The 20,820-nt window shown below is 67.8% G+C and carries 14 protein-coding genes; 4 read left to right on the top strand and 10 right to left on the bottom strand.

The window, feature by feature from the left end; translation table 11 throughout:
• Nucleotides 1-10 precede the first annotated feature (10 nt).
• From DFW101_RS06285 to DFW101_RS06270, 4 genes are all read right to left on the bottom strand, one after another.
• Complete coding sequence (locus DFW101_RS06285; protein ID WP_009180674.1) at nt 11-3,097, bottom strand: efflux RND transporter permease subunit; 3,087 nt, start codon at nt 3,095-3,097, stop codon at nt 11-13.
• A gap of 2 nt (nt 3,098-3,099) precedes the next feature.
• On the bottom strand, nt 3,100-4,332 hold the full coding sequence (locus DFW101_RS06280; protein WP_009180673.1) for an efflux RND transporter periplasmic adaptor subunit: 1,233 nt from the start codon (nt 4,330-4,332) through the stop codon (nt 3,100-3,102).
• Between the two features lie 191 nt (nt 4,333-4,523).
• Nucleotides 4,524-5,663 (bottom strand): transporter substrate-binding domain-containing protein, encoded by a 1,140-nt coding sequence (locus DFW101_RS06275; RefSeq protein ID WP_272867635.1) that lies wholly within the window; start codon nt 5,661-5,663, stop codon nt 4,524-4,526.
• Entirely contained in the window at nt 5,660-8,008 is a 2,349-nt protein-coding gene (locus DFW101_RS06270) for a mechanosensitive ion channel family protein (protein WP_009180671.1), read from the bottom strand. The genes DFW101_RS06275 and DFW101_RS06270 overlap by 4 nt, the downstream gene beginning before the upstream one ends.
• Nucleotides 8,009-8,161: 153 nt before the next feature.
• On the opposite strand from DFW101_RS06270, the gene DFW101_RS06265 reads away from it, so the two are divergent.
• Both DFW101_RS06265 and DFW101_RS06260 read left to right on the top strand, forming a co-directional pair.
• Entirely contained in the window at nt 8,162-9,460 is a 1,299-nt protein-coding gene (locus tag DFW101_RS06265) for a M23 family metallopeptidase (protein ID WP_009180670.1), read from the top strand.
• A 106-nt stretch (nt 9,461-9,566) separates the two neighbouring features.
• Nucleotides 9,567-10,463: a delta(1)-pyrroline-2-carboxylate reductase family protein gene (locus tag DFW101_RS06260; RefSeq protein ID WP_009180669.1), complete on the top strand. Its 897-nt coding sequence runs from the start codon at nt 9,567-9,569 to the stop codon at nt 10,461-10,463.
• Here DFW101_RS06260 and DFW101_RS06255 read toward each other — a convergent pair.
• Nucleotides 10,460-12,442, bottom strand: a complete 1,983-nt coding sequence (locus DFW101_RS06255; protein WP_009180668.1) for a monovalent cation:proton antiporter family protein — start codon at nt 12,440-12,442, stop codon at nt 10,460-10,462. The genes DFW101_RS06260 and DFW101_RS06255 overlap by 4 nt on opposite strands.
• Nucleotides 12,443-12,518: 76 nt before the next feature.
• The gene (locus tag DFW101_RS06250; RefSeq protein WP_009108667.1) at nt 12,519-13,001 is read right to left on the bottom strand and encodes a MarR family winged helix-turn-helix transcriptional regulator; all 483 of its coding nucleotides are present in this window, start codon (nt 12,999-13,001) and stop codon (nt 12,519-12,521) included.
• A 170-nt stretch (nt 13,002-13,171) separates the two neighbouring features.
• On the opposite strand from DFW101_RS06250, the gene DFW101_RS06245 reads away from it, so the two are divergent.
• Entirely contained in the window at nt 13,172-14,917 is a 1,746-nt protein-coding gene (locus tag DFW101_RS06245; protein ID WP_009180667.1) for a cation:proton antiporter, read from the top strand.
• A 10-nt stretch (nt 14,918-14,927) separates the two neighbouring features.
• Here the strand turns inward: DFW101_RS06245 and DFW101_RS06240 are convergent, their stop codons facing one another.
• The 4 genes from DFW101_RS06240 to DFW101_RS06225 form a co-directional block, all read right to left on the bottom strand.
• Nucleotides 14,928-16,382, bottom strand: a complete 1,455-nt coding sequence (locus tag DFW101_RS06240; RefSeq protein ID WP_009180666.1) for an MFS transporter — start codon at nt 16,380-16,382, stop codon at nt 14,928-14,930.
• A 71-nt stretch (nt 16,383-16,453) separates the two neighbouring features.
• Nucleotides 16,454-18,127: a class I SAM-dependent methyltransferase gene (locus tag DFW101_RS06235; RefSeq protein ID WP_009180665.1), complete on the bottom strand. Its 1,674-nt coding sequence runs from the start codon at nt 18,125-18,127 to the stop codon at nt 16,454-16,456.
• A 207-nt stretch (nt 18,128-18,334) separates the two neighbouring features.
• A complete protein-coding gene (locus DFW101_RS06230) occupies nt 18,335-19,519 on the bottom strand; it encodes a pyridoxal phosphate-dependent aminotransferase (RefSeq protein ID WP_009180664.1) in 1,185 nt (394 codons plus the stop codon).
• 180 nt (nt 19,520-19,699) lie between these two features.
• A complete protein-coding gene (locus tag DFW101_RS06225) occupies nt 19,700-20,056 on the bottom strand; it encodes a glutaredoxin family protein (RefSeq protein WP_009180663.1) in 357 nt (118 codons plus the stop codon).
• Nucleotides 20,057-20,172: 116 nt separating this feature from the next.
• Here DFW101_RS06225 and DFW101_RS06220 point away from each other — a divergent pair, with 116 nt between their 5' ends.
• Nucleotides 20,173-20,622 (top strand): metal-dependent hydrolase, encoded by a 450-nt coding sequence (locus DFW101_RS06220; protein WP_009180662.1) that lies wholly within the window; start codon nt 20,173-20,175, stop codon nt 20,620-20,622.
• The last annotated feature ends 198 nt before the right edge of the window (nt 20,623-20,820 follow it).

Below are 20,820 nucleotides of genomic sequence, written 5' to 3'. Positions count from 1 at the left end.
GGCCGTACCGTTATCGGGGCAAGGCGGTCTGGTCTTTTTCGTCCTTGTGTCCGGTCAGCCAGGACTGGAGATCGTCCATGTAGGTGTAAAAGACCGGCGTCAGGTAGAGGGTGACGACCTGGGAGATGATGAGGCCGCCCGCGACCACAAGGCCAAGGGGCTGGCGGGCGTCGCCGCCGGCGCCAAGGCCGAGCGCGATGGGGAAGATGCCGGCAATGGCCGCGACCGTCGTCATCATGATCGGCCGGAACCGGACCACGCAGCCCTCGAACACGGCGTCAAACGAGGTCTTGCCCTCTTTCTCGGCCTCGATGGCGAAGTCGATGACCATGATCGAGTTCTTCTTGACGATGCCGATCAGCATGATGATGCCGATGAAGCCGTAGAGGTCGAGCTGGCGGCCGAAGACGAGGAGCGTGATGAGGCCGCCAAGGGCCGCCGAAGGCAGGCCGGACAGGATGGTGACCGGGTGGATGAAGCTCTCGTAGAGGATGCCGAGGATCAGGTAGATGATCATGATGGCCAGAAACAGCAGGAACGGCACGCTGGCCAGGGACTCCTGGAAGGCCGTGGCCTGGCCTTCGAAGATGTAGCTGATGTTGGCCGGCAGTTCCTTTTTCGACAGGTCCTGCAAGGCGGTCACGGCCTCGCCCAGGGAATATTTACCGGCGGTGTTGAACGAGATGGTGACCGAGGTCAGCTGGCCGGTGTGGTTGACCACGAGCGGTCCCACGTCCTCGGTCATTTTGACCAGGCCGTTTAAGGGCACCATGATGGGATTGCCGTTGGAGTCGACCTGGCCCGACTTGACGTAGAGCTTGTTCAAGAGATCCGGCCGGCGCTGGAACTCGGGCTGGACCTCCACGATGACCTTGTAGGTGTCGGTCGCGCCGTAGAGGTTGGTGACCTGCCTGGCGGCGTAGGCGGTCATGAGCGCGGTTTCGATGGACGAGGCGGAGATGCCGAGCGATTTGGCCTTGTCGCGGTCGATGTCGATGCGGACTTGGGGGCCGTCGATCTGCATGTCCGTGTTGACGTCGGCCAGCTGCGGCAGCTTGCGCATGGCCGCGGTCATCTTCCGGGCCACGGGGTAGAGTTCGGTCGGGTCCGGAGAGAGCAGGGTGAACTGGTAGAGGGCCTTGGTCTGCTTGCCGCCGATCTGGATGGAGGGCGGATTGTACATGAAGACGAAAAGATCCGGCACCTGCGCCATTTTCGGGCGCAGGTCGTCGATGATCTGCTGGGCGCTGCGTTTGCGTTCGTCCATGGATTTCAGCAGCGGAAACATGGCCACGTTGTTCATGGACGTGTTGGGGCCGCCGACGCCGACCACGCCGATGAACTTGAACACGTCCGGATCGGCCATGAAGATGCGTCCGACCTTCAGCACCCGGTCCTTCATGGTCTCGAACGAGGCGCTCTGCTCGGCCATGCCGAAGGCGTAGAAGATGCCGGAGTCGGTCGGCGGAATGAATCCCATGGGCACGATGGTGAACAGCCAGAGCGTGAGCCCGAGGATGCCGACGGACAGGATCATGACGAAAAAGCGCCAGCGCAGGGCGAAGTGGAGCGACTTCTCGTAGCCGCGCTCGATCCATTTGAAGAATTTGCCCGACTCCGAAATCTTGCCCGAAAGAAACCGGCTGCAGAGCATGGGCGTGAGCGACAGGGTGACAAAGCCCGAGACCAGGATGCAAAGGGTGATGGTCACGGCCATTTCGTTCAGGACCCGGCCGAGGATGCCGGCCATGAACATGATGGGAATGAAGACCGCGACCAACGACAGGGTCATGGAGATGATGGTGAACCCGATCTGCCGCGCCCCGTCCAGGGAGGCCTGCATGATCTTTTTGCCCATCTCGGTGTGGCGCACGATGTTCTCGATCATGACGATGGCGTCGTCCACCACGAAGCCCACGGCCAGGATGATGGCCATGGCCGACAGGTTGTCGATGGAGAAGTTGAAGAACACCATGATCGAGAGCGTGCCGATAAGGGCCGTCGGCAGGGCCAGGCCGGCGATGATGGTGGCCGGAAGGTTGTTGAGGAACAGGTAGACCACGATGACGACCAGGACGATGGAGAGGAGCAGGGTGAACTGGACGTCGTCGATGGCCTCTTTGATGGAAATCGACCGGTCGTAGAGAAATTCCAGGTTGACCGACGGGGGCAGGGTGGCCGTGATGTTCGGCATCATGGCCCGGATGGCGTCCACGAGCTGGATGGTGTTGGTGCCGGCGGCCCGCTTGACCGCGATGACGATGCCCTGCTGCTGGTCGAAAAAGGCGGCGTTCTTGTCGTTTATGGTGGAGTCGATGGTGCGGCCCACGTCCTGGAGGCGCACGGGCTTGCCGTTTCGGTAGGCGATGATCTGGCGGTTGTAGGCCGTGGCGCTGGTCAGCTGGCCTTGCGCCTTGATGGTGAAGAGCTTGTCGAGGCCGTAGAGGGAGCCGGTGGGCTGGAGCACGGTTTCGTTGTCAAAGGCGGTCGCCACCTCGTCCACGCCGATGCCGAGCGAAGCCAGCCGGTCCGGGTCGACCTGGACGCGCGGGGAATAGGTCTGGTCGCCGTAGACCGCCACCTGGGCCACGCCGTTGATCATGGAGATGCGCTGGGCGATGTAGACCTTGGCGTAGTTGGTCACGCGGTACAGCGGCATGGTGTCGCTCGAGACGCGGATGTAGATGATGGGCATGTCGGCCGGGTTGACCTTCTGGAAGGTCGGGGGGCTCGGCATGTTGCTCGGCAGGCTGCCCTGGGCGGCGTTGATGTAGGTGAGGACATCGGTGCCCGCGCCGTCGATGTTGCGCGACAGGTCGAACTGGAGCGTGATGGTGGTGGTGCCGAGCGAGTTGCTCGAACTCATGGATTGCAGGCCCGAAATGGAGGTGAACTGCCGTTCGAGCGGGGTGGCCACGGCCGAGGCCATGGTTTCCGGGTCCGCGCCGGGCAGGCTCGCCGACACCTGGATGGTGGGAAAGTCGATGCTCGGCATTTCGCTTATTGGCAGCGAAAAATACGAGACAATGCCGAAGAAGACCAACGCGGCCATAAGGAGCGTGGTCGCGACCGGCCGCTTGATAAAGAGGTCGGTCATGTCTAGTTCCCCTGGCCTGCCTTGGACGGTTCGGCCGGTTTCTTGTCCCTGTCCGCCACGGCGGTGGGCGACACCGGGCCGTCCTTATAGGCCGCGGGCTCGACGATCTTGATGGGCACGCCCGGGAACAGCTTGATCTGGCCGGAAGTGATGACCTTTTCGCCGGCGGCCACGCCCTTTTCCACCACCGTGTCCGGGCCGATCTTGCGTCCCACGGTCACGGGTCGGACTTCCACGGTGTTGTCGGCCTTGGCGATGAAGACCGAGGCGCCGTCCTGGGTGGTGACCAGGGCGCTTGACGGCAAGAGGATGGTGTCGGTCGTGTCGGCCAGGACCACCGAGGCGTTGACGAACTGGCCGGGCCACAGGAGAAGGTCCTGGTTGGGGAATTCGCCCTGCAGGGTGATGGTGCCGGAATTGACGTCCACGGTGTTGTTGATGACCGTGAGCTTGCCCTTGGCCGTCTTTTCCGGATGGCTGGGTGTGCTCGCCGTAACGGCCAGGGTCTTGCCCTTGGACGCGTAGTCGCGGATGTCCGGCAGGTAGCGCTCGGCCACGGCGAACTGGACGTTTATGGGCTGGATCTGGTTGACGGTGAAAATGATGTCCTTGTTGGCCTCGACGAGGTTGCCGGTCTTGTAGGACTGGAGGCTGACCACGCCGGAACTGGGGGAGGCGATGTAGCAGTAGGCCAGGTTGACCTGGGCGCTGACCACGGCCGCCTCGTCCACGCGCACCTGCTCCAGGGCCTGCTGGTAGGTGGTGCGCTTCTGCTCGTAGTCGTCCTGGCTGACCACGCCCTGGGCCACCAGGTCCTTGTAGCGCAACCAGTCGCGCTTGCTCTGCTCGGCCGTGGCCTTGTCGCGGCCGAGGGTGCTCGTGGCCTGGTCGAGTTGGGCCTTGTAGGGGGCCGGGTCGATGACGAGGAGCGACTGCCCTTCCTTGACCACGTCGCCCTCGCCGACCAGCGTCTTTTTGATCACGCCCGTGACCTGGGACCTGACGCTCACCGTGCGCACGGCATAGACGTGGCCGATGCCGTCGACGGCCATGGGGGCGGTGGTGGCCTTGGCCGTCAGCACGGTCACTTCCACCGGGGACGGGGCCTCGGCCGCGGGTTTTTTCCGGTCGCAGCCGGCGAGGCACAGGAGGGACAGGAGGGTCAGGGCGGCCAACCCGCAGGGGAAAAAGCGGGCGCAATGCCCCACAAAACGGCGTGGGAGTGAAACGGGCATGGATGCGGTCTCCTCTCTTTGCAAGCGTGCCCCTGGCCGCGGCATCGGCCACACGCCTGGCCCCTGGCATGGCAAGGGAAATGCTGCCTGTCTTCACCAATCGGATCGTAAAGTCAAGGTGTTAACGACTTTCGTCGCAGCATTGACGCACAGGGTCGGCCACGGGAGGCCGGCCGGGGCGTTTCCCCGCGTCAGCGCGCCGCGGCCCGGCCGAGATACGGGCCGAAAAGCCGGATCCGGTAGTCATGATCCTCCATCCGGCGCAGCATGGCCACGTTGACGGCCTTTCGCAGGTCCGAGCCGCGCGGGAAGGCGAAACCGTAGAGCTGGGGATCGAAAAAGGCGGAAAGGACCCGGATCTTTCCCAGGAACGCGTGGTGTCTGTAATAATGGAGCAGGGGCTGGTCGTGGACAAAGGCGTCGATTTCCCCGCCGACCAGGGCCCGCAGGCCCTCCTCGGCCGAGGCGAAGGGCAGCACGCCCACATGGCCGGCCACAAGCTCCTCCTCGGCGGAGGAATCCCGCACCACCCCGGTGCGGACCTTGTGCAGGTCCTCGGCATCGCGCACCAGGCCGCCCATGCTCTCCACGGTCAGAGACGAGGTGATGCCGGCCGTGAACGAGGCGAGCAGGGCCACGGACGCGAACATCCAGACCAGGGCCACGGCCCGGCCGGCCAGGGTCTTTGGCGTGGCGTCGCCGTAGCCGACCGAGGTCATGGTGACCGCCGACCACCACAGGCCGTCGCCGAGTCCCTTGTGGCCGGGCCGGAAATGCCCGGGGTTGCGGCGGTGCTCCAAGGCCCAGACGATGGTGCCGACCAGGAGCAGGAGTCCGAGCAGGGAGAGGATGTAAAAAAGGACGCGCGGGGAAAAAACGGCCCGCAGGACCGTGTCCGCGAGAGGGGCCCGGTCCTTGGCCGCCACCGCGATGCCAAGGCCCGTGTAGTAGTAGGGCTGGGAGAAATCCATGGCCGACTCGCGCTCCGGGGTGATGGACAGGGCCGAGACGCCGGCGGCCACGGCCCCGCTTTGCACGGCCGCGAGCAGGCCGTCGAGGTCGTATTCCACGGCCTGCCAGGAAAGGCCCATGTCCAGGGCCACATCGCGCCACAGGTCCATGGCCACGCCGTGGAAATTGCCCTGGCCGTCCCTTGCGACAAAAGGCGGGGCCACGAGCACGCCCACGGCCACCCGCCGGGGACCGGGGGCGGCGACGGCGGTCCCGGCGCCGGGGGCGTCGAGGACGGCGGAGGCGGCCAGGGCCGGGGGCGGCGCCAGGGCGGCGGCCAGCGCCAGCCAAGCGAACACAAAGGCCGCGAGCCGCATCATTCCTCCGGGGCCGGGGCGGGCGGCGGGGCCGGCCACCGGCGTCTGGCGTGGACCCGGCGCAGCCGGCGCATCCTGCCGAACACCCCGGCCCGCTTCTGGCGCAGTTCCTCGCGCATGGCCTCCAGCTGCATGGCCTCGGTGCCCTTGGGCTTGTATTTCATCTTCACCCCCTGGAAGGCGACCAGGATCCTGTTGTCCTGGAACTGCTGGTCAATGGCAATGGCCAGTTCGGACTGGACCTGGAATTTCTTCATGAAGTTCTTGATCCAGACATAGAGGTCGAATTCGAGCCCGGACCGGCCGATTCCCCGCAGCATGACCTCCGGGGGCGGTTTCTTGAGGACGTCGGCATGCTCCCTGGCCACGGCCAGGAGGATCTTGCGCACCTTTTTGATCTTGGTGCCCGGGGCCACGGTCACCGGGATGGTCAGGCGCAAGGTGGCGTCCTGGTAGGACAGGTTCACGATCTCGCCGCGCAGGAAGCTCGAATTGGGGATGATGACCGTGGTGTTGTCGAGGGTGCGCATGATGGTGTTTCGCACCGACAGGTCCACCACTTCGCCGAGGTTTTTCCCCTGCTGGATGATGTCGCCCTTTTTGACCGCCCCGCCGAACATGATGATGAGCCCGCTTATGAAGTTGTTGACGATGTCCTTGAGCCCGAAGCCGATGCCGACCGACAGGCCGCTTACGATCCAGGTCAGGCTGCCGAGCGGCACCTCGAACAGGCGCAGGGCGAACAGGAGGAAAAGGACCCAGGTCAGATAGGAAAAGCCCGCGCCCACGGTATGGATCAGTCCCGGTTCCAGGGGCCTTCCCCGCAGGTGGATGAGGCCCAGGGCCCGCTGGAACCAGGCCTGGGCCAGGCGCAGGAGGAAAAAGGAGAGGAAAAGGCCGGCCAGGGCGTCAAGGGAGACCGTGGCCTGGCCGACCCGCACGGTCATGGTGAAGACGTGGTCCATGAGCCCGGGTCCGCCCATGAACATGAGGACCCAGGCCACGTAGAACGTGGCCAGGACCGTGACGGCCAGCGGGCCGACCAGGCAGGCCAGGGAACGCTCGCGCCGGGTGGCCACGCAGACCAGGCCGCCCTGGATGGCGTTTGACAGGCCCATGGTCAGGTGGAGCATGAAAAGGGCCTGCCCGGCCATGACGGCCTGGGGACCGAAGCCGAGGATGGCGGCTGCGGCCGTGGCCGCGAGGACCCAGACGGCCGCCGACCGGCCAAGGCCCGCGGCCCGCAGCCGCCAGATGGCCGGCGCGGCCACGGCCGGCCACAGGAGGCCCGTCGCCGAACCTGGCAGGTTGGCGGCGTCCAGGGCCGTTGCGGCCAGGAAACAGCCGAAAAGGATCGGCAGCGTCCGGTCGCGCCGCAAAAGGAGGGTCAGGCCCCGGCTGACGGCCAGGACCCACAGGAGCGAGGTGAACTGGTTGGCGCCGAAAAGGACCGCATAGCGGGCCAGGGCCAGGGCCAGGCCGGCGGCCAGCCAGACCAGCCCCGGCCGGGCCTCGCCGCCAAGGGCCGGCCACCGTCCGGCAAAGGCCCAAAGGCCGGCCACGATGCCGGCAAAGTCCAGGACCGCCACGGCGGCAAACGTCTTCCAGTCGGTCCAGGCCATGATCGGCCCCCAGAACCGGGGAGCCGCGTCCAGCCATTCCCGGAGGTCGTCCACCGCCTGGGCCAGGCCCACGGGGCGGAGCAGGGACCCGGACGAGGCGAAATAGGCGGCGGCGAAGACATCGAGGAAGCGGCGGATTTCGTCGGCGCGGGCGGCCTCGATATCGGCGGCTAGCGTCGTGGCCTGGGCCAGGGCGGCGTCCACGTCCTCTTTGAGGGCGTCCACCGCGTGTTTGAGCGCCTTGAAATCGTGGCCCGGCCCGGCCAGTTCCTCGTTTATGAGGTCGGCGTATTCCCGGCTGGCGTTCCTGGCCCGGATCTGGCGCAGGGTGGCGTATTCCTGCTTGGTGCGGGCAAAGGCGTCCTCGATGTCCGCAAGGGGCCCGCAGGCCCTGGACACGGCCCGGGACAGGTCGTTTAAGACCATAAGGAGCGTGCGCGAGGCCCAGGGCGTTTCCCCGGCCACACCCCGAAGGAGCAAGAGCTGGTCCAGCCGGCCGCTCACCCGCGACAGGGCCTCGGCCAGGGCGGCCTTCTCCCCGGGCAGGAGCCGCTCGATGCGGTCGAGCTCCTGGCGCTTGATGCCGATGCCTTCCCGGAGCCCGTCGGCAATGGAACGCCACAGCGCCGGATTCTCGGCCTGGGCCGAGGCCGGACCCGGGCCGCAGGCGGCGAGCAGGCAGAAAAGGACAAGCGGAACGGCGCAACGGGCAAAGGACCTCGGCATGCGTCGGCTCCTTGATCGGCCTCGATTCATTCAGGTTCACGGAGTAGCCTGCCGCCGGCCTTTGGGCAAGGCCCGGCGGCAGGCCTTGCGGCCGGGCTTGCGCTGTCTTTGGGCGGTCGGTATGAAGCGGCCCTGACCCATGAGGAACCAGACATGAAGAAACTTGTTTTTATCGCTTTCCTGATCCTGGCGCTGGCCGGCGGCGCGGCCGGCTACTTTTTCCTGACGGACAACGTGCGGCCGGTGATCGCGCTTTCCCCGGACAACGACGTGGCCGCTCCCAAGCGCGAGTTCACCCTGACCCTGGGCGACGCCGGGTCGGGACTCAAAAACGTCAAGGTGACCGTCAGCCAGGGCGACAAGCAGATCACCCTGGCCGACCAGTCCTACGCCACGCCGGTCAAGGAGGCGGTGGAGAAGTTCTCCCTCGAGCCGGCCGGCCTCAAGGACGGCCCCTTCACCCTGTCCATCACGGCCACGGACCGGTCCATCGCCAATTTCGGGGCCGGCAACACGGTCCGGATCGAAAAGCAGCTGACGCTCGACACCATCCCGCCGCGCATCGAGGTGACGAGCCTGGCCCACAACGTGCGCCAGGGAGGCGTTGGCGCGGTGTCGTTCAACCTGAGCGAGGACTGCGAGTCTGCGGGCGTCCTGGTCGGCGACGAACTCTACCCGGCCTATAAGCTCGAAAACGGCAAGTATTTCGGCTTCTACGTCTTTCCCTACGACATGGACCCGAAGACCTTCGTGCCCAAGGTCAAGGCCGTGGACAAGGCGGGGAACGCGGCCATCATGTCGTTTCGCTACCAGGCCATCCCGAGGAAGTTCCGCGACGACAAGCTCAACATCTCGGACAATTTCCTCGAATCCAAGATGCCGCAGTACTACAACACCATCACCGATACCCGGGACAACCTGCAGATCTACCTGCGGGTCAACAACGACATCCGCCGCCAGAACGCGGTCTTTCTCCACGAACTGGCGCTCAAAACCGCACCGGCCATGCTCTGGGACAGGAAGGCCTTCCTGCGCCTGCCAAACGCCGCGCCACGGGCCGGCTTCGGCGACCACCGGACCTACTTCTACCAGGGCAAGGAAATCGACCAGCAGACCCACATGGGCGTGGATCTGGCCTCGCTCGAAGGCGCGCCCGTGCCGGCGGCCAACTCCGGCAAGGTGGCCTTCACCGGCTTTCTCGGCATCTACGGCGAGACCGTCATCATCGACCATGGCCTCGGGCTCCAGACCCTCTACGCCCACCTGCGCCAGATCGACGTGAAGGAAGGCCAGGACATCAAAAAGGGCGAGATCCTCGGCCGGACCGGCGTCAGCGGCCTGGCCGCCGGCGACCACCTCCACTTCGGCGTCCTGGTCTTCGGGCACGAGACCTCGCCCATCGAGTGGTGGGACCAGCACTGGATCGACGACAATATCCTGAACAAGTTGTAGCGGGCCAAAGGCGAAGATGCCTCCGGCGGCCGGGGGGGATCATCCCCCCCGGACCCCCTGGACGGGATGGGGGGGGCTGCCGGAAGGGTCGGCGGGAGGTAAGGGCATGGGCGATGTTGCAGGGCTTTTCCCTTATGACGCCCTGGCCGACGCCGTGGCCGAGGTCCTGCGGGCCCGCCGGGCCGGCCGGGCGATCGCTCCCGAGCGGCTGGCCATGCCGGTCCCGGGCGGGGTGCTTCTGTGCATGCCGGCCGCGGACGAGGCCCTGGCCGTGGTCAAGACCATCACCGTCCACCCGGGCAACGGGGAGCGCGGGTTGCCCGTTATCCAGGGCGAGGTCACGGTCATGGAGGCCGCGACCGGCCGGCGGCTCGGGGTTTTGGACGGGCCGACGGTCACGGCCCGGCGCACGGCGGCCGTGAGCCTGCTCGCCGCCCGGCTCCTGGCCCCGGCTCCCGCCGGGCCGCTTTTGGTCATCGGCGCCGGGGTCCAGGCCAGGGCCCACGTGGAAGCCTTCCGGCAGGGACTCGGGGTGCGGGAAATATGGCTGGCCTCGCGGACCCGGGACCGGGCCGAGGGGCTGGCCCGGGACCTGGCGGGCCGGGGCGTGGCCGTCCGGGTGGCGGCCGACCCGGCGGCAATGGCGCAAGCGGCCGCAACGGCCGGACTCATCGTCACGGCCACCACCAGTCGGGAGCCGGTCCTGCCGGACGCGGTGCGGGGCGACGTGTTCGTGTCGGCCGTGGGGTCGTTCACGCCCGAGGCGGCCGAGATCCCGGCCGCGCTGGTCCGCCGGGCCGCCCTGTTCGTGGACGATAGGGCTTCGGCCCGGGTCGAGGCCGGAGACTTCCTGCGGGCCGGGGTGGACTGGGACACGGTGACCGATTTGACGGACGTGCTCGACAAGCCGCCCCGCCCGTCCGGCCCGGTGGTCTTCAAGACCGTGGGCCACGCCCTCTTCGATCTGGCGGCCGCCCGGCAGGCCTTTGCCGGGCGATTCTAGACGGCCTGCGGCTTCGCTCCCTGGAACAGCTCCGCCCCCTCGTGCAGGGCTTCGGCCGTGCCCATGACGTAGAGCCTGTCACCCGGAGACAGGGCGAAGGGGCCGTCGGGATTGGGCACGAACTCCTCGCCGCGCCGAGCCGCGGCCACGGTCAGGTTGTGGTCGCGCCGCAGCCGGACTTCTTCGAGGGTCTTGCCGGCCAGCTTCGAGGCCGCATCCACGGTGAAAACCGCCACATGGAGTCCGGCCAGGGACTTGTCCGGCGAAAAGGAGGCCATGGCGGCCAGGGAGTCGGGCAGCATGGCCCGGTAGCCCTCCCGCCGGATGTCCTGGGCCATGCGCTCGATGTCGTCGCGCGGCACCATGAACTTGCCGAGCACCCGGGCGAAAACCACCAGCGACGCCTCGAACTCCTCGGCAATGACGTCGTTGGCTCCGATGTCAAGGAGCGCCTTGATCTCGGAATTGAACCGGGTCCGGGCCACGATGTACAGGGCCGGATTCTCGCTTCTGGCCACCTCCACCGCCCGTCTGGCCGCCGCCGCGTCCGAGATGACCACGGCCAGCGCCTTGGCGTCCCGCACACCGATGTGCCGCAGCACCCCGGGCTTGGACGCGTCGCCAAAGACGATGGGTTCCCCCTTCTTGGACTCCTTGCGCACCGTGTCCGGGTTCATCTCCAGCACCACGTAGGGGATGCCCCCGGCCCGGGCGGCCCGGGCCAGCTGCCGGCCGCCCGCCCCGAACCCCAGGATGATCAGATGGTCGGTCAGAAGCGGCGACGGCGGCCCTTCGGGGATGTCGCGGCCGCCGGTCAGCCGGGCCAGCAGCGAGGCCGCGGCCGGGGCCAGGGCGATGAGGAACGGGGCCAGGACCATGGTCAGGATGCTTGCGGCCAGGAATTTCTGGTAGAAGTGCTCGGAAATGACCTGCTGGTCGAAACCGGCCTTGGCCAGGATGAACGAGAACTCCCCGACCTGGCACAGGGCCAACCCGACCAGCACGGCCGTGCGGCGGGGATAGCCGGTGATGCGCGTAGCCGCGCCGGCCAAAACGGCCTTGACGGCCAGGAGCAGGACCGCCGCGCCGAGGATCTCGATCCAGTGCTGCATGGCCGGGGCCATGTCGAGGAGCATGCCGATGGAGATGAAAAAAAGCGCGGTGAAGACATCCTTGAAGGGCAGGACGGCCTCGTGAAGGTTTTCGCGGTAGTCGGAGCCGGAAAGGAGGAGTCCCGCCAGAAAGGCGCCCAGGGATAGCGACAGGCCGATGGAGGCGGTGAGCAGGCTGACGGCCAGGCAGACGCCGAGGGCCGTCAGCAGGAAAAGCTCGCGGCTGCGCGTGCGCACGATGGAGAGCAGCAGCATGGGCATGAGCTTTCGCGACAGGACCACGAGCAGGATGAGCACCAGCGCGCCCTTGGCGATGGTGAAGACGATGGAGTTGGTGAAGCCGAAGGTCTGGCCGGCCAGCAGCGGCACCGAAAGCATCATGGGCACGGCGAGCAGGTCCTGGAAGACCAGGATGCCAAGCGTCACCCGGCCGTGGGGCGCTTCCATCTCGGCCCGTTCCTGCAGGGTCTTGAGCACGATGGCCGTGCTCGACAGGGCGGCCAGCATGCCGATCAGCACCGCCGCGCCTCCCGAGAAATCAAGGGCGAAAAAGGCCACGTCGAAAAAGACCAGCCAGGTGAGCGCCATCTGGGCCGCGCCGCCGAGAAAGACTGGCCGTCGCAACCGGGTCAGGTCGGCCAGGGACAGTTCGAGGCCGATGGTGAAAAGCAGCAGGATGACCCCGATCTCCGACAGGATTTCGACGTCATGGGCCGAGCGGACGAGTCCCAGGCCGTGCGGGCCGCAAAGGACGCCTGTCAGCAGCATGCCGACCAGGGCCGGGATTTTCAGGCGGTGGCAGACCAGGATAACCACCACGGCCAGTCCGAAAATGACGGTAATGTCTGGAAGAAGAGGAATGTCCATCCCGGGACTATGAACAAAAGCCGTGAGCTTGTGAAGCCGCAAGAGGCGGGCGTCGGCCCGAAAGGGTGCGGCAGGGTTACGGCCGCAGGTCGGCCCGGACCGCCTCCATGCAGTGGCGCAGCATGTCCAGGGAGGCCAGGATGGATTCCCGCTGCCCGGGCTCGACCCGTTCCAGCATGCTCTGGAAGAGCCCGGCCATGAAGGTGCGGACTTCCTCCCGGGCCCGGCGGCCGGCCGGGGTGAGGGTGAGCAGCGTCACCCGGGCGTCGGCCGGATCGGGGTGCTTTTCAATCAGGCGGTGGCGCATGAGGCCGGTGGTCACGGCCGTGACCCGGCTTTTGGTCACGCCGAGCCGCCGCCCCAGTTCGCCCGGGGCCAGATAGCGGCTTTCGCCCAGGGCGAGCAGGGCGCGCAAGGCGGCCGGCGGCAGGCCGAACCGCTCGCTTTGCAGGGCGATCCGTTCCTGGCAGCAGGCGAACAGGTTTTCGACGGATTCCTGCAACCGCTTGGCCTGACGTCGGAACTGCTCGGGTTCATGGTCCAGGGCGGCGTCTTCCATGGGCAAAGTGGTATGTGACCGGCTCGGGGCTGTCAATGCGCTTGGCCGGGGAGGGCGGGGTGGTCCGGTCGGCCGGCGGATGTTGCCCCCGGCCGCGTCCTCCTGTAGGAAAATGGCGTAACGGTGGAAGCCTGTTTCCCCAGGTCCGCCCCATTCTGCCATGAGGTTCCATGCCCCACGCCATCGATCTGATCCTGGCCATGACCGGCGGCCTCATCGCCGCCCTGATCCTCGGCCTTTTCGCCAAGCGCCTGGGCCTGTCGCCCATCGTCGGCTATCTGGTGGCCGGGTTTCTCGTCGGCCCGTTCACCCCGGGTTTCGTGGCCGACAAGGACATCACCAACCAGTTCGCCGAAATAGGCGTGATCCTGCTCATGTTCGGGGTCGGCCTGCATTTCCATTTGAAAGACCTGCTGGCGGTGCGGGGCGTCGCCCTGCCGGGTGCCCTGGCCCAGATCCTGGTCTCGGCCGGGCTCGGGGCCGTGGCCGCCCACGGCTTCGGCTGGTCGTGGTCGGCGGGCATCGTCTTCGGCATCGCCATCTCCGTGGCCAGCACCGTGGTTCTGACCCGGGTTCTGGCCGACAACCGGGCCCTCCACACGCCCATCGGCCATATCGCCGTGGGCTGGCTGGTGGTGGAGGACCTCTTCACCATCCTGGTCCTGGTGCTGCTGCCGGCGATTTACGGTCCAAAGGGCCTGGAGGACGGCGGACTCGGCCTGACCCTGGGGCTCGCCCTTCTCAAACTCGCCGGCTTGATCGCCGTTGCCGCCGTGGCCGGCCGGTGGCTGTTGCCCCGGTTTTTCGAGTACGTGGCCCGCACCGGCTCCCGGGAGCTTTTCACCCTGGCGGTTTTGGCCTCGGCCCTGGGGCTGGCCGTTGGCTCCGCCCTTTTATTCGGGGCCTCCATGGCGCTTGGGGCCTTTCTGGCCGGCATGATCGTCGGCCAATCCGACTTCGGGGCCAGGGCCGCCTCGGACGCGTTGCCCATGCGCGACGCCTTTGCCGTGCTCTTTTTCGTCTCCGTCGGCATGCAGCTCGATCCGTCCTCGGTGGCGGCCGAGTGGCGCCTGGAGCTGGCCACGCTCGGCATCGTGCTGCTTGGCAAGCCCCTGGCCGCCCTGGTCTGCGTGCTGCTGCTGCGCCGGCCGCTGCCGGTCGCCTGCGCCGTGGCCGCGGCCCTGGCCCAGATCGGCGAATTTTCCTTCATCCTGGCCGGGCTGGCGACCGGGCTCGGCATCCTACCGCCCAACGCCACCAACGCCCTGGTGGTGGCCTCGGTGGTGTCCATCACCCTCAATCCGTGGCTGTTCCAGGCCGTGGAGCCGCTGGTGGGCTGGCTGGAGCGCCGGGGGCTGGTGCGGCGCGGGGCGGCGCACCAGGAGGCGGTCCTTGAGGACGATGCCGCGGCCCACCGGGCCGTGGTGGTCGGCTACGGACCGGTCGGCCGCACCCTTTGTCGCATCCTTCGGGACAACGGCATCGAGCCGGTGGTGGTGGAAATGAACATCAAGACCGTGCGGATGCTTCTCGCCCAGGGGTGGGGGGCCGTCCACGGGGACGCCTCCAGCCGGGAGATCCTGCTCCACGCCGGCATCGAAACGGCCACGGGCCTTTTCATCACCGCCTCGGGGGTGGACGCCGGCCAGATCGTGTCCGCCGCCCTCGACCTGCATCCCGGCCTGCGGGTCTTGAGCCGCGCCGACTATCTGCGGGAGGCCGCGGTCCAATGCCGGGCCGGAGCCCAGGCGGTCTTTTCCGGCGAAGGCGAGATCGCCCTGTCCATGACGGCCTATCTCATGCGCGAACTCGGAGCCACGGACGAGCAGATCGACCGCGAGCGCGACCGGGTGCGCCGGGAGCTGTTCCAGGAACGGACGGAGCCCGGCTGCGGGGCCAAGGCCGCCGAGGATTGAGGCCCGTCGCTCAACGGCCTGGGCCGCGCTCCCGCACGGCCTCGAGCCGCCAGGCCAGGGCGGCCAGGGCGATGGCCACCACGAGAAGTCCGGCCAGCCAGCGGAAGACGCCGGCCACGCCGGCCGCCAGCACGGCCGGCGGGGCGCTGGTGAAGGCCGCCCGCGAGCCGACGTGGCCCGAGGACAGGACCAGGGAGGCGAACAGCGTGCCGACCAGGGGCAGGCCCGTGGACTGGCCGAAGACCCGGGCGTAGTTGGCCAGCCCCGACCCGACGCCAAGCCGGTGCGGCGGCATCTGGCCCATGATGGCCGAATTGTTCGGGGCCTGGAAGATGCCGATGCCAAGGCCGACCGGCAGGGTCCGCAGCAGATAGCCCCACCACGGCGTGTCCGCGGCCAGGGTGCCGAGGGCCAGGCAGCCGCCGCACAGGACCACGAGCCCCACCAGACAGATGACCCGCGAGCCGTACCGGTCGGCCAGCGTGCCGGAGACGGGCGCGGACAGGGCCATGGAGGCCGGCAGGATCATCATGATGAGCCCCATTTCGGTCACGGACCGGCCCTGGGCCATCTGGAAGAAAAACGGCATGATAAAGCCGCTGGCCCCGGTGATGAAGACCAGGACGGACATGGCCAGGGGCAGGGTGAGCAGGGGGTTGGCGAAAAGGGACAGGTCGAGCATGGGCGCGGGGGCGCGGCGCTCGATGCGGACAAAGACGGCCAGGCCGGCCAGGGCGACCCCCAGCAAGGCCAGGGTGGCCGGATCCTCGAGCCCCTGGCGCTGGGCCAGGGTCATGCCCAAGCCGTAGCAGCCAAGGGTCAGGCCGGCGGCGATGGCGCCCGGCACGTCGAACCGCTCCCCGGCCTTGATCGGCGGCAGGGCGGGCATGTAGCGCCGCACCACGAACAGGGCCACAAGCCCGACCGGCACGTTTAAAAGAAACATGGAGCGCCAGCCGGCCAGGCCGATCAGCACGCCCCCCAGGGGCGGGCCGAGCATGAGCCCCATGGCCACCGTGCCGCCGATGAACCCGAGGGCCCGGCCCCGACTCGATTGCGGCGCGATCTGGGTGACGATGGCCATGCCAAGCGACTGGCTCATGGCCGCGCCGATGCCTTGGACGGCCCGGAAGGCGATCAGCCAGCCGACGGACGGGGCCAGTCCGCAGCACAGCGACGACAGGATGAAAAGCACCAGTCCGGCCGAGAAGATGCGTTTCTTGTCCCGCATGTCGCCAAGCCGCGAGACGAGGAGCAAGAGGCTCGCGATGACCAGGACATAGCTCAGAACCACCCACTGGATGGTGGCGAAGTCCGTGGCCAGGCTCTCGACCAGGGTCGGCAGGGCCACGTTGACGATGCTCATGTCGAGGGTGGCCATGAAGACCATGAGGTTGACCCCGAGCATGGCCAGGGCCGGCGACGCCCCGCCGGCGGCGGCAGGGGAGAACAGGCGTTGTTTCATAGGGGAAAGGTTCCTTGGGCGAGCGAAGTCGCGTCCCCCATACGCCAAGGCGGGGCAGGGGGGAAGGGGCGTCACCGGCGGCCGGCGGCGGGCGGCAGGCGGTAATCCAGGCTGCCGTGGGTCACGGCGGCAAAGAGCCACTGGGTGACCACGGCCAGGGATCGGGGGTCCGCCCGCCGGCACAGGGGATGGCGGGCCAGGACCCCGTCCAGGGCCGGCGGCAGGCCCCCGGCGTTCGGCAGGGGCGGCGCGGGGGCCAGGAGCGCGATTTTTTGCCCGACCAGATTGACGCCCCTGTCGAGGAGCAATTGCAGGGGAATGTCGCAGGCAAGCTGCCATTCCAGGTCGATGTAGCGGATGTCGCCGGTGGCGGGATGGACGAGGACGTTGCCCGGGTGGGCGTCGAGGAGGTTCCCCGGCAGCCACCGGTCCGTTTGATGGTCCGGGTAGACGGTCTGGCCGAGCCGGCCGCGGCAAAAGGCGGCAAAGGCCCGGACCCGCTCGGGCGTGGCCGGACGGGCCCTGGCGGCCGTGTGCTCCATCCAACGGACAAGCGCCTTGGCGGCCTGGCCCATGTCGCCCTCTTCGACCGCGGTGAGGACGGTTTCGAGAACACTCACGTAGCCCAGGTGGTAGGACTCCTCGGCCTTGACGTGCTGCCGGCCGGACGCAAAGACGGCCGGGGGCAGGCCGTGCAGGTTTCGCCGGGTGACGGCCACGCCGCTCCTCCGGGCCGTGAAGCGGGTCATGGTCTGGAAGAGCGGCGGGCAGGAGTCGACGTTCGCGGCCACGGCCAGCGTGGCCTCGTTGGCGGCCAGAAGCGGCGCGTCGTCCCTGGCCGCGGCCAGGACCAGAAACGAGTTCATGTAGTGTCCGGCCGCGCCGCCGGCCAGAGCCGAGCGCAAAAACTGCCGTTCGCTGAAGGCCGGCCGGAAGCGGCCGCCGTAGTCGGCTGTCGGCAGCTCCAGGAGCGGCAGCACGGCAAAGCCGTCGGTGGCCAGGGCCCGCTCGGCCACCACCGCGTCCGGGGTCTTGTAGTCCGGCGACGGGTAGTACCACCGGGTGGTCGGGAATCCGGCCCGGGCGAGCAGGGCGGCAAGCGTCGGCCGGTCGAAGGTGCGGGCCGCGCCCGGGCCGGGATAGCCGTTTATGCCGTCATAGGGCCGGCCGGTATGGTCCTCGGGCAGGCCGGCCAAGTATTTGTGGCCCATGCGGTTCTCGATGGCCAGGATCAGGCAGCCGTCGTCCTTGAGATAACGCCGGGCTTCGGCCAGGAGCCGCTCGTGGGGGCGCGGGCCGGGAACGAAAGCGGCGGCGTATTCGAGCACGCCGACCAGGGTCGCCACGTCGAAGGAGCGGTCATAGGGCAGGCCCACGGCGTTGGCAGCCACGATTTCGAGGTTTCGGGCCGACCGGCAGCGGGCCCGGATGATGGCCGCCCGCTCGGGCGAGCCCTCCACGGCCGTGACCGCATGGGGCAGGGTGGCCAGGTGGGCGGTCAGGGCCCCGCACCCGGCCCCGAGTTCCAGGATGCGGCCGCCCGGCCCGAAATCGATCCAGGACAGGAGCGTCTTGCGGCGCGGGGTCAGGTGGTAATGGATGGCCCAGGGCGCGTCCTTGGGGAAAAGCTCGTACTCGCCCACCGCGTTCTCTTCGAAAAAACGCAGCAGATAGGCTTCCGAACCATCGCGATAGCCGATGGTCCCCGCGCCGGTCGTCAGGTCGGGTCCGGTGTCAGTAACCATAGAAAGGCATGCCTCCGGCGGCCGGGGGGGATCATCCCCCCCGGACCCCCTGAAAGGGGTGCGACTACGACCGATAGAACGCGCCATGACTCCCGCCGCAGTCGGAAAAGCGTATCCGCCTTCCCCGTTGAGAGTTTTTGGGGGGAAGGAGGGGGTGTGGGGGAGGGAACCCCCCTTTTTGCAAAAAGGGGGGTTCCCTCCCCCACATTACCGCTTCCGGCGCTCGGCGGCGAACCAGGCGGCCAGGCGGTCGCAGGCGGTGTCGAGTTCGGCGTCGTCGCCGCCAAAGGAGAGGCGGAGGCTTGCCGCCCCGCCCGGGCCGAAGCTGTCGCCGGGGATGGTGATGACGTGGGCTTCGCGGATCAGCCGGGTGGCCACGTCCATGGGCGCGCCCGGCAGGTCGTAGCGGGCCATGACGTAAAACGCCCCGCCCGGACGGTTGTAGGCGATGGCCGGGGCCATGGCGTCCAGGCGTTGGCAGATCCGTTCCCGGCGGGCGGCGAGGGTGTCGACGAATTCCTGGTACACGGTCTGGGGTCCGGTCAGGGAGGCCAGGGCCGCGATCTGGGACGGGGTCGGGGCGCAGATGGCCGTGCAGTCGTGGACCTTGAGCATCTGCGCCATGATCGGTTCCGGGGCGTAGGCAAAGCCCACCCGCCAGCCGGTCAGGGCGTAGCGCTTGGAAAAGCTGCCGACAGCCACGAGCCGCTCCCGCAGGCTGGCCAGGCTCGACAGGGAAAAGGCCGGTCCGTCGTAGGCCAGGGCGTCGTAGGTGTCGTCGCAGATGACGTAGAGCCCGTGGCGCAGGGCGATTTCGGCCACGGCCCGCAGGTCCTCCTCGGCAAAGACCGAACCCGTGGGGTTGTGCGGGGAATTGACGATGATGGCCTTGGTGCGCGGGGTGATGGCCGCGGCCACGGCATCCGGATCGAGGCCCCAGTCGCCCCGGCGCAGGGGGGCGAAGACGGGCCTCGCCTCGGCCAGGAGTACCTGCTCCACATGGGAGGGGTAGAAGGGCTCGGGCACGATTACCTCGTCGTCGCGCTCGCACAGGCAAAGGACGGCGCACAAAAGCGCCTCCATGCCGCCGACGGTGATGGCCACCTCGGTCTCGGGATTGGCGGCGATGCCCTTTTCGGCGGCCAGCCGGTCGGCCACGGCCCAGCGGAGTTCGGGCATGCCGGGCTGGAGCGAATACTTGCCCACGGCCGGGGAGTCCCGCAGTGCCCGGCACACGGCCTCGACCACATGGGGCGGGGTGGGAAAGGAGGGCACGCCCTGGCCGAGGGAGGCGCAGTCGCCCATGCCGCTTGCGATCATGGGCATGAGCTTGGTGGCGGAAATCTTGATATTGTGGGCACGTTGGCTGAAGACGTGGCGGACGCTTGTCACGGGAGGCTCCTTGCAGTGGGCCTTGCGGCGGCCTTGGGCCGGGACGGGGCCGGCCGGAATGGGCACCGCTTCAGGCGGCGAATGGTGCGTGGCGTCCTTTTAGCGAGTTGCGCGTCGATGCGCCATGGGCAGGCGCCCGTTTCCGCACATTGGGTCCGGGGGCCGCGCGAAGGGTTGGAGCTAGGGCGCGGTGACGGTCTTCGAATGGGCCGGGGCCGTCTGGGCGGCGGCCAGCGCCTTGTCGTATTCGGCCACGGAGTAGCCGGGAATGGCGGTGGTGCCGATGACGACCAGGGGCACGCCGCGCTGGCCGTATTGCTGGAACCGCTTGGCCGCGGCCGGGTCCTTCTCGATGTCGTAGGCGGTGTAGGCGATGCCCTTGGCCTGGAAATAGGCCTTGGCCTTGGAGCAGTAGGGGCACCAGCTGGTGACGAACAGCTCGACCGTGGGGCCTGCGGCGCGCAGCGGGGCGGCGGCCAGGACCAGGGCGGCCGCAAGGGCCAGGGTCAGGGCGGACAGGGTGTGTTTGGCGGACATGGTACTTCCGGAGGTTCGTGTTGGGAAAGTGTGGTAGGTAGCCGGCCGGCGCGGGCCGCGTCAAGAAGGGCCGCCCCTTCTTGCAAGGGACGGGCGGCGATGCTAGGAGGCTCTCCATGCCGGGTTACAAGACGCACATGGCCGGCGCGGCTGCGGTGACGGGGGTGGCGGTGGCCGGGATCTACTGGCTTGGCTTCTACCGCCCGAATTTCGAATCCATGGTCTGCCTCGGGATTTTTTCGATTTTGGGCGGCCTTTTCCCGGATGTGGACACCGACTCCAAAGGGCGCCGCTTTTTTTACGGCGCGGCCCTGCTCGTCGACATCTTCCTCATCTACAAGCAACAGTACCGCTACGCGGCCATCCTCGGCTTTTGCGCCTTGCTGCCGGCCATCGGCTCGCACCGGGGCTGGACGCATTCGTGGTGGGCGGCCATCCTCATTCCGGCCTCGGTCCTGGTCGCGCCCATGGTGCTCCTGGGGCTGCCCTGGCAACCCTTTGTTCCGTATTACCTGGCCACGGTGCTCGGCTACTTTTCCCATCTCATCCTGGACGGCAAGTTCTAGAGGCCGCGGCCGTTGCGGCTGTCCGCAACAGCAGGTTCCCGACCGACTGTTTCGTCCCCGCATCAGGCGCGGCCAAGCGCCACGCAAACGTCACACGCGCATGCCACAGTCCGTTCCGGTTTCCGACCGGCCGTGCCGGGCAATTTGAAGAAGCGGACCTCTGCAAGAACTCCCGCCCTCCTCGCCTTGCTCTGCGCT

It is taken from the genome of Solidesulfovibrio carbinoliphilus subsp. oakridgensis (genome assembly GCF_000177215.2).
GTDB classification, from domain to species: Bacteria; Desulfobacterota; Desulfovibrionia; order Desulfovibrionales; family Desulfovibrionaceae; genus Solidesulfovibrio; species Solidesulfovibrio carbinoliphilus.
The sequence above is the reverse complement of the archived record's forward strand: the minus strand, read 5'-3'. Positions and strand labels throughout refer to the sequence as shown.